The 14,131-nt window shown below is 41.6% G+C and carries 16 protein-coding genes and 1 pseudogene; 16 read left to right on the forward strand and 1 reads right to left on the reverse strand.

What is annotated here, in order from left to right:
* Positions 1–57 precede the first annotated feature (57 nt).
* From F9B85_RS11745 to F9B85_RS11755, 3 genes are all read left to right on the forward strand, one after another.
* The gene (locus F9B85_RS11745; protein ID WP_151621156.1) at positions 58–1,677 is read left to right on the forward strand and encodes an HD domain-containing phosphohydrolase; all 1,620 of its coding nucleotides are present in this window, start codon (positions 58–60) and stop codon (positions 1,675–1,677) included.
* Positions 1,674–2,792, forward strand: coding sequence for a M20/M25/M40 family metallo-hydrolase (locus tag F9B85_RS11750; RefSeq protein WP_151621158.1), 1,119 nt, complete (start codon positions 1,674–1,676; stop codon positions 2,790–2,792). The genes F9B85_RS11745 and F9B85_RS11750 overlap by 4 nt, the downstream gene beginning before the upstream one ends.
* 170 nt (positions 2,793–2,962) lie before the next feature.
* Positions 2,963–3,574 carry a stage II sporulation protein M gene (locus tag F9B85_RS11755; RefSeq protein ID WP_151621160.1) on the forward strand — a complete coding sequence of 204 codons (612 nt, stop codon included), beginning with the start codon at positions 2,963–2,965 and terminating at the stop codon, positions 3,572–3,574.
* Positions 3,575–3,680: 106 nt separating this feature from the next.
* Here F9B85_RS11755 and F9B85_RS11760 read toward each other — a convergent pair whose 3' ends face one another.
* Complete coding sequence (locus tag F9B85_RS11760; protein ID WP_151621162.1) at positions 3,681–3,896, reverse strand: hypothetical protein; 216 nt, start codon at positions 3,894–3,896, stop codon at positions 3,681–3,683.
* Positions 3,897–4,145: 249 nt separating this feature from the next.
* Between F9B85_RS11760 and F9B85_RS11765 the strand changes: the two genes are divergently transcribed.
* From F9B85_RS11765 to spoVAEA, 13 genes and pseudogenes are all read left to right on the forward strand, one after another.
* Entirely contained in the window at positions 4,146–4,370 is a 225-nt protein-coding gene (locus F9B85_RS11765) for a hypothetical protein (RefSeq protein WP_151621163.1), read from the forward strand.
* A gap of 16 nt (positions 4,371–4,386) precedes the next feature.
* A pseudogene (xerD, locus tag F9B85_RS14830) lies at positions 4,387–5,265 on the forward strand (site-specific tyrosine recombinase XerD); the annotation flags it as partial.
* A 48-nt stretch (positions 5,266–5,313) separates the two neighbouring features.
* Entirely contained in the window at positions 5,314–6,495 is a 1,182-nt protein-coding gene (locus F9B85_RS14835; protein WP_170270486.1) for a phosphopentomutase, read from the forward strand.
* A gap of 6 nt (positions 6,496–6,501) precedes the next feature.
* Positions 6,502–7,839: a pyrimidine-nucleoside phosphorylase gene (locus tag F9B85_RS11775; protein WP_151621167.1), complete on the forward strand. Its 1,338-nt coding sequence runs from the start codon at positions 6,502–6,504 to the stop codon at positions 7,837–7,839.
* 50 nt (positions 7,840–7,889) lie between these two features.
* Positions 7,890–8,369 (forward strand): pyridoxamine 5'-phosphate oxidase family protein, encoded by a 480-nt coding sequence (locus F9B85_RS11780; protein WP_151621169.1) that lies wholly within the window; start codon positions 7,890–7,892, stop codon positions 8,367–8,369.
* A gap of 153 nt (positions 8,370–8,522) precedes the next feature.
* Positions 8,523–9,662: a D-alanyl-D-alanine carboxypeptidase family protein gene (locus F9B85_RS11785; RefSeq protein ID WP_151621210.1), complete on the forward strand. Its 1,140-nt coding sequence runs from the start codon at positions 8,523–8,525 to the stop codon at positions 9,660–9,662.
* A 216-nt stretch (positions 9,663–9,878) separates the two neighbouring features.
* Positions 9,879–10,232, forward strand: coding sequence for an STAS domain-containing protein (locus F9B85_RS11790; RefSeq protein WP_151621171.1), 354 nt, complete (start codon positions 9,879–9,881; stop codon positions 10,230–10,232).
* Positions 10,229–10,669, forward strand: a complete 441-nt coding sequence (gene spoIIAB / locus F9B85_RS11795; protein ID WP_151621173.1) for an anti-sigma F factor — start codon at positions 10,229–10,231, stop codon at positions 10,667–10,669. Before F9B85_RS11790 ends, spoIIAB begins: the two co-directional genes overlap by 4 nt.
* Before the next feature lie 12 nt (positions 10,670–10,681).
* On the forward strand, positions 10,682–11,467 hold the full coding sequence (gene sigF / locus F9B85_RS11800; protein ID WP_151621175.1) for an RNA polymerase sporulation sigma factor SigF: 786 nt from the start codon (positions 10,682–10,684) through the stop codon (positions 11,465–11,467).
* 117 nt (positions 11,468–11,584) lie between these two features.
* Positions 11,585–12,037 (forward strand): stage V sporulation protein AC, encoded by a 453-nt coding sequence (spoVAC, locus tag F9B85_RS11805; RefSeq protein ID WP_151621177.1) that lies wholly within the window; start codon positions 11,585–11,587, stop codon positions 12,035–12,037.
* 21 nt (positions 12,038–12,058) lie between these two features.
* Positions 12,059–13,141, forward strand: a complete 1,083-nt coding sequence (gene spoVAD / locus F9B85_RS11810; protein WP_243138194.1) for a stage V sporulation protein AD — start codon at positions 12,059–12,061, stop codon at positions 13,139–13,141.
* Positions 13,119–13,514 (forward strand): stage V sporulation protein AE, encoded by a 396-nt coding sequence (gene spoVAE, locus F9B85_RS11815; protein ID WP_151621214.1) that lies wholly within the window; start codon positions 13,119–13,121, stop codon positions 13,512–13,514. The genes spoVAD and spoVAE overlap by 23 nt, the downstream gene beginning before the upstream one ends.
* Positions 13,498–14,118 carry a stage V sporulation protein SpoVABEA gene (gene spoVAEA, locus F9B85_RS11820; protein WP_243138195.1) on the forward strand — a complete coding sequence of 207 codons (621 nt, stop codon included), beginning with the start codon at positions 13,498–13,500 and terminating at the stop codon, positions 14,116–14,118. The genes spoVAE and spoVAEA overlap by 17 nt, the downstream gene beginning before the upstream one ends.
* Positions 14,119–14,131 lie beyond the last annotated feature (13 nt).

Here is a 14,131-nt window from a genome sequence, read left to right on the forward strand (position 1 = left end):
TTAGGCTGTTATGGAGAAAAAGTACTTATAGTATTTTTTTCAAAGAGGAGGGGTAAGATGGAGAAAAAGAGACAAGATTCTTTTTTCGAGGATAAGTATGTATTTGCCGCTGTTAGAGTTGCCGCTTTTCTTGCCCTAGTTCTCTGGGTTATCTTCTCTCCTGAACATAATATTGAATCCTTATTACTGCCTGTAATCCTCTTTTTTGTAATTTATAGCGTGATTGCGTATTTTCTTTTCGCTAAGAAAATTGTGGAAAAGTCAATTTTGCATATTGGTACGATGCTTTTTGACTTAGTCATGGTTACTTGGTTAATACATTTGACGGGTGGCTTAGATAGTAGCTTTTTCTTAGCATACTTTTTGTTAAGTGCGGTCCATAGTCTTTATGGGGGCTTAAAAGTAGGACTTTCTGTAGCTACTATGTCCTTAACCCTTTACTTTCTTACCAACATGCCTATACCTATGGCGATTTATGGTGGCGACTTGATGCTGAGAGGCGGCATATTGTTTACTATGGTTTCTACGATCGGTTACCTTTCTGATCGTTTGCGTTTTACACAGGATGAATTAGAGAAGAAAGTACATCGTTTTTCAACGCTCACTGAAGTTGCTAGAACTGTAAGCTCCTCTTTAGAGTTACGTCAAGTTTTAAAGTCTGTAGTTCAGCTTTCTGTAGTTAATATGAAAGTAAAGGGTTGTACCGTACATATCCTCGATGAAGAAAAAGGTGTTCTTCGGCCCATGGCCAATCTAGGAATTCCTTCTCTCGAAGAAAAGCTTTTGCCTATAGAAGGTTGTTTTGGTGAAGTAATAAAAACAGGAGTTCCCTTTGTCTGTAGTCAGCATAACAAGCAGAATTACCTTGTAGATCAGGAGCTATTACAAGAATATCGACAACTGCTTGCAGTACCTTTGCGCAGTCGTAATAAAATACTAGGTGTCCTTACTGTTTTCTCTGATGAAGAGGTAGGCTTTTCCAGAGAAGATCAAGAGCTTATTGAGCTGTTATCAGTGCAAATGGGTCATGCTATCGAAAATGCTTCGGCTTACCAAAAGCAGAGAAATCTTTATCATTCTGTGGTACAGGCTTTTATTATGGCTATTGATGCTAAGGACTCCTATACACGAAGTCACTCAGAGTATGTTCATCGCTATAGTAAATTAATTGCTGAGCGTATGGGCCTATCTGAGGAAGCTGTAGACCGAGTAGCTATGGCGGCTACTTTGCATGATATTGGTAAGATTGGTATCAATAGCTCTATATTGCGCAAGCCTGGCGCGCTTACTGATGCAGAATATGCTGAAATTAAGATGCATGTAATTATTGGAGAGCAGATTATCTCACAAGTTCCTGAATTCCGTGATTTGGCATCTACTTTGGCGGCTCATCATGAATGGTATAATGGCAAAGGCTATCCAGAAGGATTAGCAGGCGATAATATTCCACTAGGAGCTAGGATTATTGCTGTGGCTGATGCTTATGAGGCTATGACGGCTAACCGTGTCTATCGTAAAGCTTTGGCACGTGAAAAAGCTATAGGTGAATTAATTCGTGGTAAAGGTACACAGTTCGACCCGATTGTAGTTGATGTTTTCTTAGAATTACACGATGAGGGAATTATTGATGATGTGTCCGACCAGAGTCTTCACTTGAAGGGAAGTGTAAGTTCTTGATTCAGCAGGATCGATTGGTTCAGGAATTTTTGCAATTATGCGCTATATCCTCTCCAGGTGGTGGTGAGCGCCAAGTAGCGGATGTTTTACTTGATAAATTAACAAATATGGGCTTAAAAGCAGTAGAAGATAAGGCCGCTGAAAAGATAGGAGGCAATGCAGGTAATATTTACGCTTGTATGGCTGGTACTGGACCAGGTCCGGCTATTTTTTTCAGTGCTCATATGGATACGGTTGTACCTTGTGATCATGTTGAACCTATTGTTTCCAATGGCGTTATAAGTTCAGCTGGGCCCTCTATTTTAGGTGCTGATGATAAAGCTGGTATTGTTGCTATCTTAGAAGCTTTACGGGTATTAAAAGAAACAGGAGAGCCTCATCCCACTATAGAAGTTATATTTACGGTACAGGAAGAAGGCGGTCTCAAGGGTGCCAAAGTCTTTGACACTTCTGTATTGCAATCTAAGATGGGTTATGTTCTCGATGCCGGTGGTTTTGTAGGTAATATTATAGTGCGAGGACCGGCCCAGAATAATATTGAAGCTCATATTTACGGTCGTGCCGCTCATGCTGGCATTTGTCCTGAAGAAGGAATTAGTGCTATTAGAATTGCTTCCAAAGCTATTCAATCTATGGAGCTTGGTCGTATTGATGAAGAAACAACGGCCAATATTGGGACTATTAATGGCGGCATGGCTACTAATATTATCCCAGAGAATGTCTTAATTTCTGGTGAAGCACGCAGTCTTTCTTTGAAAAAGCTGGCTATACAAACAGAAAAGATGGTTAATGCTTTTGTACAGGCCGCGCAAGACTGTGGTGGCAAAGCAGAAGTTACATCAACTCTTATTTATCCTCATATTGACTTAAAAAGTGACGAAACTGTAGTCCAATTGGCTATTCAAGGAGCTGAAAAGTTAGGTAAAAAAGCATCCTTAGATGGAACTGGTGGCGGTTCTGATGCCAATATATTTAATGGTGCGGGCATACCTACAGTTAATCTAGGTATTGGAATGCAAAAAGTCCACACGACTGATGAATTTATTACTTTAGAAGATTTGCAGTTAAATGCTTACAATGTTCTGGAAATCATTCGTGCCGCTGGAAGAATATAGAGTATAGTAAACCCTTCGGGGTTTATTTTTTTTGTTCTTTCTCTTTTGCCTCCTCTATTGATCTTAGTTCTTGACTTTCTGTGCATTGCATAAAGTGAAGTAGGGCTGTCCCTGTTAATCTTTGCCAGATAGTGGGGCTGTCTTAGTGGATCAGCGAAGGGGCGTTATGGGTGTATCAAGCCATCAAAATGTTAACGCAACATTTGAATCTGCACTGGACTTTTTTTGGTGCTGTCTTGTTTATGATGGCCCTTGGGGTTGCTACGGGAGCTTATGGAGCAAGTACTTTGCCTGCAGAGCAGTTAGAGCTATTAAATGAAACGATAGGAAGAGCTTTTCTTTCTATCCAATCAGGAATTGATAGTCATGCTCTTGCTCAGCTAGCTGTTAGTCGCAATGTCTTAATTATTGGTTTAGTTCTTTTTCTGGGTCTTACTATTTTGGGAATACCGATTATTATAGCTTTACTTTTTTATCGTACTTTTGTACTGGGCTTTACCGTTACTTTTCTTTTGCAGACTCGCTCTGATGGTATACTTGTGATTTTATTGTCCTTACTGCCTTCTAGTATAATTTTGATACCGGCTTTAGCAGTAGCTGGAATAATTGCTCTTGCTTTTTCTTTTTGGTTAATTCGCGGTCGTCGCGAAGGCACTATTAGCTTAAACAAGGCTCTTGTTTTTTACTTCGCTGTTAGCCTAGCCTGTCTCTTGATGGCAATAGTTGCTGGCTTGGTTGATGCTTATATTGCACCTTTTTTGCTTCGCTTTTTTCTGCTCTAGTTTTTTTGGTGATCTTATAAAATCTGATCATAAAAAAACACTTATAAGGATCTAAAAAAGAAGCCACTTCCATATACAGGAAGTGGCTTCTTTTCTGTAAAGCTGATTATTCACCAGGGTAAATCTCGAAAGTTGGTCTTACACTGCCAAATACAGCTGTATCAGTTCCTTGGGTAGCTTGACCGTATTCAGGCAATTCATTATAACTGTTGTTTTGGTTGCTTTTTGTGGCATTATTGTCAGCTGTAGGTATCATGCCATTAGTTGTTGCTGTTGTAGCTCCTAAAGAACGAGCGACAATATAGTTTTTCCGTCTGACCATTGCGCATCCTCCTTTCACAGCTATATATATAGCCATTGGATTTGCTTCTGCAATCACTATTTTGCCCCGGCTCTGTGAGCCTACACGGAATAAGTTATGGAAAATGATGTATCGTCTTATTGTGTTTTGGGGGGCATAGATTTTTTTATAACTATCCTTTTCTTATAGCAGTTCTTGCAAATCCTTGTAAATCCTTATAAATAGCCCCTGATAAGCTTCTAAAGTTTGGAAAAAGGAGAGCTTAAGGTCATGCTTTTTCTTTTAATTACTAAAGTGCAAAAACGCCTGCGAATGGCCATACGCTTGCTTGTTTTGGTTGTGCTGTTGGCTTTACTAGTACCACAGTTAATTGATTGGAGTACACGTTACGCTTCTGAAATGCCTAAAGAAGAAGAACCTTCTGGTGAGCCTATGCGGGTTCTCCATCCAGATGAAGGTATTAATGAAGGAATGATGGAAGAGAAGGTCGAATGATAAGTCCCCAAAGGGGATGAAAGAATTGCAAAAAGGCCTTACTTTTTTTCTAACTCATCTAGTTATAGAAAGAGGCTTATCAGAGCATACGATTGAGGCTTATAAAAGGGATCTAGCTGATTTGGCTTCTTTTTTACAAAGTCGTGAGATTAAGGAATGGTCTAAAGTAGATCGCAATTCCTTAAAAGATTATTTATATGAGATTCATCATAGAGGGCTGGCACCGGCAACACGTGCTCGGCGTCTTGCGGCTATTAAGACTTTTTTTACTTTTCTGCTTAACGAGTCGCAAATAGATCAAGATCCAACTTCTTTAATTGAAGGTCCTCGTCAAGCAAGACATTTACCGGACATTCTGAATGTGGAAGAAGTAGGGGCGCTCTTAGATAGTCCACCTCGAACCGTTGTAGGTCTTCGTGATAAAGCTATGTTAGAGACTCTTTATGCTTCAGGATTAAGGGTTAGTGAATTACTTGCTCTTACTAAGGAGAACACTTTTTTGGATCAAGCTTTTTTGCGAGTCATGGGCAAAGGGGAAAAAGAACGTATTGTTCCTTTAGGTCGTCAAGCTATTGAAGCTATTGAGGAATATCTTGCCAAAGGACGAAGCAAATGGGTTCGTCATGGCGGAGAAAAGCATCTTTTTGTGAACCAAAAAGGTAAAGCTATGACGAGACAAGGTTTTTGGAAGATTCTCAAAGGCTATGCAAAAGAAGCTGGTATTACGAAAGAGATTTCTCCTCATACTTTACGACATTCTTTTGCTACTCATTTGTTGGCTAATGGTGCTGATTTACGTTCTGTACAGGAGATGTTAGGCCATGCTGATATTGGTACTACGCAGATTTATACTCATTTGACGACAGGCCGAATTCGAGAAATATATGATCGCAGTCATCCGCGGGCTATTAGCAAAGAGTCTGAAGAAAGGATAGGGAAGAAGATGTTGCAAAGACGTGTTATTCTCGTTGTTTTAGATAGTGTGGGCATCGGTGAAATGCCTGACGCTCACCACTATGGTGACGAAGGTAGTAATACTTTGGCTAATCTGGCCAAAGCTGTTGGTGGTCTTAATTTACCTAACTTGTCTGCTCTAGGTCTCGGCAATATTGAGCCTATTGAGGGTGTTGTTCCTGCGGACAAGCCATTAGCCGCCTATGGCAAGATGGCTGAGTTGGCACCAGGTAAAGATACTACGACAGGTCATTGGGAAATGGCTGGTGTTATTCTAAAACAGCCTTTTCCAACTTTTCCAGATGCTTTTCCTAGCGACTTAATACATGCTTATGAACAAGCTATCGGTCGTAAAGTGATTGGTAATGAAGTGGCCTCTGGTACGGAGATTATTACACGTCTGGGAGGTCAGCACGTAGAGACAGGCTCTCCCATCGTCTATACTTCTGCTGATTCAGTTTTTCAGATAGCGGCTCATGAAGATGTTGTTCCTTTGGAAGATTTGTATCGCTATTGCAGAATTGCCCGAGAGATGTTACAAGGCGATTATGCTGTAGGTCGAGTAATTGCTCGTCCTTTTGTGGGACAAGTAGGAGCTTTTCAAAGAACGGCGAACCGGAAAGATTTTTCTTTGTCTCCACCAGGACCTTTTATTTTCGATAAGATTAAAGAGGCAAAGATGGATGTATTTGCTATTGGGAAGATTAAAGATATTTATGCTGGTCAAGGCATTACCGCTCATGAGTCTTCTAAGTCTAACCAGGAAGGCTTAGAAAAAACAGTGGCCACGATGGAAAAAGTAGAGCAGGGTATTATTATGACTAACCTTGTTGATTTTGATATGCTTTATGGTCACCGCAACGATCCTCAAGGCTATGCCCAAGCGTTAGAAGATTTTGATAAGTTTTTACCAGAGCTTATGGAAGCACTACGAGAAGATGATCTATTAATTCTAACGGCTGATCATGGTTGTGATCCTACTACTCCTTCCACAGATCATTCGCGAGAGTATGTGCCTGTTCTCCTTTATGGTTCTGCTGTACAGCCAGGTCCTGTAGGGGTCAGAAAAACTTTTGCTGATGTAGGTGAGACCGTATTAGACTGGCTAGGATTACCTATCTTGCAGGTCGGGGAAGTTATAAGAGTAGGGGAGAAAGTAGGGAAGAGGTGATCGCAAGTGCGTGCTAACGATTTAATCGCCAAGAAAAGAGATGGGCAAGCGTTGACAGAAGAGGAGTTAGCTTATCTTATTGGTGGTTATGTAAATGATAAAATACCTGATTATCAAGTTGCCGCCTGGGCTATGGCTGTGTATTTTCAAGGTATGACAGCCGAAGAAAGGGCAATTTTAACGAAGCTAATGGTTCAATCGGGTGAGCAAATCGATTTAGCTTCTATTGAAGGTCTTAAGGTTGATAAACACAGCACTGGCGGCGTAGGTGATGTAACAACCTTGATCTTAGCTCCTATATTGGCGGCGATGGGTTTAAAAGTAGCTAAAATGTCTGGGCGCGGTCTGGGCCATACAGGTGGAACTATTGATAAGCTAGAAAGCATTCCTGGCTTTCGTGTTGATCTGACTAGAGCAGAGTTTATTGAACAGGTAAAGCGGTCAGGTCTAGCGCTTGTTGGTCAGACTGGTCAGCTAGTGCCGGCAGACAAAAAACTTTATGCTCTGCGCGATGTTACGGCTACGGTGGAGTCTATTCCTTTGATTGCCTCAAGCATTATGAGCAAAAAGATAGCCGCCGGTTCAGATCTCATTATGTTAGATGTTAAAGTCGGTCATGGAGCTTTTATGAAGACTTTCGAAGAGGCAGAAGAGTTGGCCCAAGTGATGGTGGAGATTGGTAAACAATTGGGCCGTCGCACAGCTGCTGTAATTACTTCCATGGACCAACCTTTAGGCTCTATGATTGGTAATGCTTTGGAAGTTCGTGAAGCTATTGCTCTGTTACAGCCTCGTGCTTATGAAGGCTCAAGTGCTATAAGTCCTGCCATGGTGGTGACGATTGAACTAGCAGGGCGCATGGCTTATCTAGCAGGACAAAGCACTTCTATTGATGTAGGAAAAAAAGAAGCCTTGGACCATTTGCGCAGTGGTCGAGCATTGGCTGTTTTTCGTCAATGGATTGAAGATCAAGGCGGCAATGGTGCTGTTGTCGATGAGCCTGAAAAGTATCTTCCTAGGGCTACAGAGAAGGAATTCTTCTTAGCCAATCAGAGCGGATATGTTCAGCGTTTGGAAGCTCTGGCTGTAGGGCGAGCGGCTTCTCTATTAGGTGCTGGGCGGGAGAAGAAGGACGACACTATAGATATGGCCGCTGGCATTGTCTTACTTAAGAGAATTGGTGACCAAGTGGAAGTCGGTGATGCTCTAGCGGAACTGCACTACAATAATGGAGAGCATCGGGAAGAAGCCTTGGCGTTGTTAAGGGAAGCTTATTATATTGCCGAAGAGACTCCTGCTAGAGAACCTCTCCTTCTGGGAGAGGTAATGCCTAGAGATACTTGATGCCTGGAGATACTTGATGCCTGGAGATACTTGATGTCTGGAGATACTTAATGATTACAGGAAAAGAAGCAGAAGAAATTTTTGAAGCTATCTGTGCTGAGCATCGAGCTATGACTATTGCTGTTGTTGATGCGGCAGGATTACCTTGGAGTGCTCCTGTTTATTATCTTTATCAGTATAGAGACAATGAAAAAGCATTTTACTTTCTTTCTTCACCTCGCTCACGACACCTAGAGGCTTTACAAAAAGAGGCTTCACTTCAAGCATCTGTAGCTATTTATAATGAGCCTGAGGCCTATGAAGAGATTCGTGGACTACAGATGAGTGGAATAATTGAAGAGATTAGTTCACTTCAAGAGCGTGCAAAATTGCTCTTAGCTTTTGGTAAGCGCTTTTCTTTTTTTGATAAATTCTTAGCTCAGCCTGTGCTTATAAAAGAGTTGGAAAAAAATAAACTTTATCGCTTTATTCCACAAAGCATTTTTATTGTTCATAATGAAGTAAGCTTTGGTCAGCGAATTACTCTCTAAATAATTTGCCTATCTTCTATGGGCCTATCAAAATGAAGCGTTCCCTCTTGAGTATGACAGTCTTTTCTTAGGGACATAATGATCTCAACTGTTCCGTGGAAAAAGGCAAGTTAATTCAAGGGGGAATCATTAGTGAGACCTTGGACAAAGTCTATGGGTTGCATTCTTTTGAGTGCTTTGCTCTTACTCGGTGTACCTGCCGGAGTAACAGCGTCAGTTCCGCTAGAAACATCAGCGGAAAGTGTTGTGCTTATGGATCCTGCTTCTGGTGCAGTTCTTTTTGAGAAGAATCCTCATGAAAGAGTAGCACCAGCAAGTACGACTAAGTTGATGACTTTGTTAGTAGCTTTTGATGCTGTTAACGCTGGTCGTGTCAGTATGGATGACAAAGTTAGCACGAGTCAGAGAGCTTTTGAAATGGGTGGTTCTCAGATTTACTTAGAACCTGGTGAGGAAATGCCCCTAGAGACACTGCTCATTTCTATTGCCGTTCAATCGGCTAACGATGCTTGTGTCGCTGTTGCTGAGCATATTAGCGGTTCTTATGAAGCTTATGTAGAAGAGATGAACAAAAAAGCGCAAGAACTGGGGATGAAAAATACTCATTTTATGAACCCCCACGGCTTGCCGGCAGAGAATCACTACACGTCTGCTTATGATATGGCTCTAGTAGCACGGGAAGCTCTAAAATACCCCCAATTGCGTGAAATGGTCTCAATTCGTCATTATAAGATCAGAGAAGATAGCGATAAACCTATGCAGTTAGACAATCACAACAAATTACTCTGGTGGTATCCAGGAACTGACGGTTTCAAAACTGGTTGGACTAATGAAGCTAAGTATTGCCTCGTTTCAACTGTAGAAAGAGAAAACCTTCGCCTGATTGCATCTGTCTTTGGTGTACCTGAAATGCGTGGTCATTTCAAAGAAACTATGAAAGTTTATAACTATGGCTTTGCTCGCTACGGTTTCAAACTAGTAGCCAAACCTGATGAAGTACTAGGTCATGTGCCTATTGGTAAAGGCAAAGTTGATGATGTAGCCATTGTTGCCAAAGAAAAACCAGGTATTATTGTAGAAAAAGGCAAAGACAAAGGCGTCACTTCAACTATTGAGCTGCTCCCTTATATGGATGCACCAGTGCAAGCAGGAGAAAAAATGGGTGAGCTCATCATTTCACAAGATGGCCAAGAAAAAAAGCGCATCGATTTAGTTGCTCAAAGTTCCGTTGATAAAGGCACTTATTCCCATGAAATGCTAAAAATTTTCAAAAGCATGTACGGCTTTCATTAAAGCAATATATTAGCAAACTAAAAGTAAACTAAAATGCTAGGACTGGAAAAGGATTTATTTCCCTTAGGAAAAATCCTTCTCCAGTCCTTAACTATTTACTCCACATTTTTCATTTCTTAGGAAGGAATTTCCAAGCTTTTGTAGAAGAACTAATTTTGAGAAGTCCAATTTGTTGGATCTTTACGAAATTTTGTTTCTTGAGGATGGTGAATTTATATGGAGCTTGATATGGAAAAAGTAGGACAAACTCTGATTATTCGCTATAAGGGTGAGATTGATATGTCTGTTAGTGGCAATATCAAAGATGCAATTGACCGAGAGATGGATAAAGAGCGAACTAAAAACTTAATTATCAATTTTAAGCATGTTGAGTTTATTGATAGTTCTGGTCTCGGTATGCTTTTGGGGCGCTATAAGTTTGTGACTATCCGTAGTGGTAAAGTTGCTGTGACTGGTGCTAATGAGGTAGTTCATCGTTTGCTTGATTTATCAGGTCTTTACAGTCTAATGAAGCCTTATAAGAACGAGCGACTCGCATTGCGTGCCTTAGGGGAGGAGGTTCTTGCGTGAGTAAGGTTAATCGTGTGAAGATGCAATTTCCTAGTCATCCTGAGAATGTTTCGCTAGCTAGGGTTGTGGTAGCAACGATGATGTCAAGTTTGGATTTTACCTTGACTAATCTCGATGACGTGAAGGTAGCTGTGTCAGAAGCTGTGTCCAATTCGATCATGCATGGTTATCAGAATGAAAGTAATGGTCTTATTGATTTAACGATTGCTGTTGATGGTAATGGTTTAGAAGTAATTGTAGAAGATCGTGGTCAAGGCATTGTTGATATTGAGAAAGCCATGGAAGCTAGCTATTCAACAGAGCCTGATCGTATGGGTTTGGGATTCGTTTTTATGCAATCTTTTATGGATGAACTTGAAGTCCTTTCTGAAGTGGGCAAAGGTACGCGTGTTCGTCTCTACAAAAGTGTTCCGCAATTACAGCGGTCTTTACAATAATGTGGGGTTTCTATGAATTATAGATTGACAGAGATGAATTTACCGCGTTTTCCTTTGTTAGATGAGAAAGAGACGACTCGTTTGCTTCAACTAGCTCAGGACGGGGATGCAGAAGCACGGGAGCGCTTAATTCAGTGCAATCTACGCCTGGTCTTTAATTTGGTACAGCGTTTCCAACATAGAGGCTATGATATTGAAGATCTTTTTCAGATCGGTGTAATTGGCCTAATTAAAGCCATCGATAAGTTTGATTTGTCTTATAACGTACGCTTTAGTACTTATGCTGTACCTATGATTATTGGAGAGATTCGTCGATTTTTACGCGATGATAGTCCTGTCAAAGTAAGTCGTTCCTATAAAGAAACTGCTCAACGCATTCATCGTTGTCAACATGAACTAGTAGGCCAGTTAGGGAGAGAACCGACCGTTCAGGAAATAGCGCAAGCTTTAGAGATTGAGCCGGAAGCGGTGGTAGAAGCTCTTGAAGCTGTACAAGCTCCAACGTCTATTCACGAGACTTTCTATCAAGACGATGGCGATCCTATCTATCTGCTTGATCAATTATCTACCGTAGATAGCAACGAAGAGACCTGGTTTGAACACTTGGCTCTGAAAGATGCGCTGGAAAAAGTATCGCCTCGAGAGCGTGAGATATTACAAATGCGTTTTTTTCAAGACAAGACGCAGACTGAAGTAGCTGAGAAGGTTGGTCTTTCTCAAGTCCAAATCTCGCGTATTGAACGTTCAGCACTTAAGAAAATTAGGTCCATGTTTCAACATGCCAAAACTTCAGGATAATAAAGTCAAAAAGAAACCGCCAAAAGGTAGAGCAACAACAGCATGCTCTTAGCCTTTTGGCGGTTTTTGCATAAAAGGTTCCTGATGAATTCCATAATATCATAGGAGGTGGAATCTTTGCCCTACAAGTTTGAAGAGCTTTCTGCGCAAGATTATGACCAGAAAGTGCAAAAGATCAAGCCTAGACCTCGAGTTATAAAAAATGCTATCTGGGCCTTTGTTGTTGGAGGGCTTTTCTCTGCCCTAGGTCAGATTATTTTCTTTGGCTATGTAGGATTGGGCTTGACAGAAAGAGATGCTGTAGCTGCAACGGCGGCAACGCTTATTTTTCTAGGAGCTTTACTTACTGGCTTAGGTCTTTATGACAAAATCGGCAAACATGCTGGGGCAGGTTCGATTATTCCGATTACTGGTTTTGCTAATGCTATTGTGGCACCGGCTATGGAATATAAAAGAGAAGGTTATATTTTCGGTGTTGGTGCCAAAATGTTTTCTATAGCAGGTCCTGTACTTGCTTATGGTATTACCGTATCCGTTTTGATCGGCTTAGTATACTATCTCTTCCTATAATCGAGGAAAGGTGGTGAGGTATTGAAGAAAGAAGATAAACCACCTTTGAGTTCTGGAGGGACTTACAAAAAAAGAGGCAAACAAACTCTTTCTTTTACAACGACGCCTTATATAGCAAGCTCCTATACTGTAGTCGGTTCGAAAGAGAATGAAGGCCCTTTGCAAGGCTCTTTTCACCACGTATTGCAAGATAATATCTGGGGGGAAAGCTCCTGGGAGAAGACGGAAGCGAAAATGATGGCTTTTGCTGTTGAAGAAGCTATTAAGTTAGCTTCTTGGTCTCAAGTAGAAGTTGATTTTTTCCTAGCTGGTGACCTTTTAAATCAAAATATTACAGCTGATTATACGGCCCGCAAAGTAGGTATTCCTTTTTTTGGTCTTTTTGGTGCTTGTAGTACGATGGCAGAAGGCCTAATCTTAGCATCAATTCTGATTGATGGTGCTTTTGCTCACCGTGTAGTAGCCGCCGCTTCTAGTCATCATGAAACAGCAGAGCGGCAGTTTCGCTTTCCTACGGAGTTAGGTGTGCAAAGACCTATGTCGGCGCAGTGGACAGTTACAGGTGCTGGAGCAGTAGCTTTAGCATCTCCTGAGGGGATTTGCAACCAAGAGACTCATAGTGATAGTAGTCGTCAGGTGCGGATTACGCACGCTACTATCGGCAAAGTTATTGATCTAGGAGTGAGAGATGCCGCAGATATGGGATCGGCTATGGCACCGGCTGTTACGCACACTATTTTGAGACATTTACAAGATCTCAATCGAAGGGCAGAAGATTATGACCTTATCGTGTCAGGTGATTTGGGCCTAGTAGGCCACAAGATGTCACAACAATTACTGAGAGAAGAAGGCGTCGATCTAGGCCCCAAATATAGTGATTGCGGCATTATGATTTTCGATCCTAAAAAGCAAGACACTCACGCTGGCGGCAGTGGTTGTGGATGTTCAGCTACTGTAGTTTTAGGTCCTTTGCTTAAGATGATGAAAGAAGGGCTTTATGATCGCATTCTTTTCGTCGGTTCAGGCGCTCTATTCAGCCCCACGAGCTTTCAACAAGGAGAATCAATCCCTGGTATTGGTCATGCTGTTGTTTTGGAAGCTTAGAGGAGGTAGCTTAGTGGAAAAAGTCCTTATAGCCTTTCTGATTGGTGGCCTCATCTGTCTTTTTGGTCAATTGTTAATGGATTTGACTCCTGTCAGTATCTCACCGGCACATATACTAGTAGGCTTTGTTACAGGTGGATCTATATTAAGTGCTTTAGGTATCTATGGGCCTCTTGTTGAAGTAGCTGGTGCTGGTGCTACAGTACCTCTTTCTGGCTTTGGTCATGCTTTGGCTCAGGGGTCTATAGCGGCTGTGGAAAAGCAAGGATTGCTAGGTGCTTTCGCTGGAGGCTTAGAAGCTACGGCTGTTGGTATTGCCGCCGCTGTTATTTTTGGTTATACCATGGCTGTAATTTTTGATCCTAAAGGGTGAGATAACTACGAAAAAGAACAAAAACATTCAAAACAGTAGGATACGTAAAGTCATCGTTGTTACTGATGGTGATAAGAGAGCTAGAGAAGCAGTGGAAATAGCAACGAAGGAGATCGGTGGTCGTTGCATTAGCCAATCTGCAGGTAATCCCACACCTTTAGATGGTGAGACTTTGGCCGAGTTGATTTTATCTTCCCGTCACGATCCTGTCGTTGTAATGGTCGATGATAAAGGTCATGTTGGATCGGGCAAAGGAGAAAGAGCCCTTCAATACTTGGTGCAACATCCACAGATTAAAGTTATAGGAGCTCTTGCTGTTGCTTCGAAAACGCCAGATGTAGCAGGGATTCATGTGGATGAATCTATAGATAACCAAGGTCATATTGTAAGGGGACCAGTGGACAAAGATGGTAACGTAGAAGCATCTAATCATCGTTACTTGGAAGGAGATACTGTAGAAAGCCTGAATAAATTGGCCATTCCTTTTATTGTGGGAATAGGAGATTTGGGGAAAATGAAAGGTGCTGATCGGCTAGAATTGGGAGCTCCGATCACTACAAAAGCTTTGAAAGAAATTCTCCGGCAGGCGCAGAAGATGGAATAGAGGAGTTTTGGAC

This window comes from Heliorestis acidaminivorans, from assembly GCF_008933955.1.
Taxonomy (GTDB): domain Bacteria; phylum Bacillota; class Desulfitobacteriia; order Heliobacteriales; family Heliobacteriaceae; genus Heliorestis; species Heliorestis acidaminivorans.

Bases quoted from the DNA above. Each gene is read 5' to 3' on its own strand.
- spoVAE (WP_151621214.1), top strand. From the start codon at position 13,119: ATGCTGTTGTTTTGGAAGCTTAGAGGAGGTAGCTTAGTGGAAAAAGTC.
- F9B85_RS11785 (WP_151621210.1), top strand. From the start codon at position 8,523: ATGGGTTGCATTCTTTTGAGTGCTTTGCTCTTACTCGGTGTACCTGCC.
- F9B85_RS11760 (WP_151621162.1), bottom strand. From the start codon at position 3,896: ATGGTCAGACGGAAAAACTATATTGTCGCTCGTTCTTTAGGAGCTACA.
- F9B85_RS11780 (WP_151621169.1), top strand. From the start codon at position 7,890: ATGATTACAGGAAAAGAAGCAGAAGAAATTTTTGAAGCTATCTGTGCT.
- F9B85_RS11765 (WP_151621163.1), top strand. From the start codon at position 4,146: ATGCTTTTTCTTTTAATTACTAAAGTGCAAAAACGCCTGCGAATGGCC.
- F9B85_RS14835 (WP_170270486.1), top strand. From the start codon at position 5,314: ATGTTGCAAAGACGTGTTATTCTCGTTGTTTTAGATAGTGTGGGCATC.
- F9B85_RS11745 (WP_151621156.1), top strand. From the start codon at position 58: ATGGAGAAAAAGAGACAAGATTCTTTTTTCGAGGATAAGTATGTATTT.
- F9B85_RS11790 (WP_151621171.1), top strand. From the start codon at position 9,879: ATGGAGCTTGATATGGAAAAAGTAGGACAAACTCTGATTATTCGCTAT.
- sigF (WP_151621175.1), top strand. From the start codon at position 10,682: ATGAATTATAGATTGACAGAGATGAATTTACCGCGTTTTCCTTTGTTA.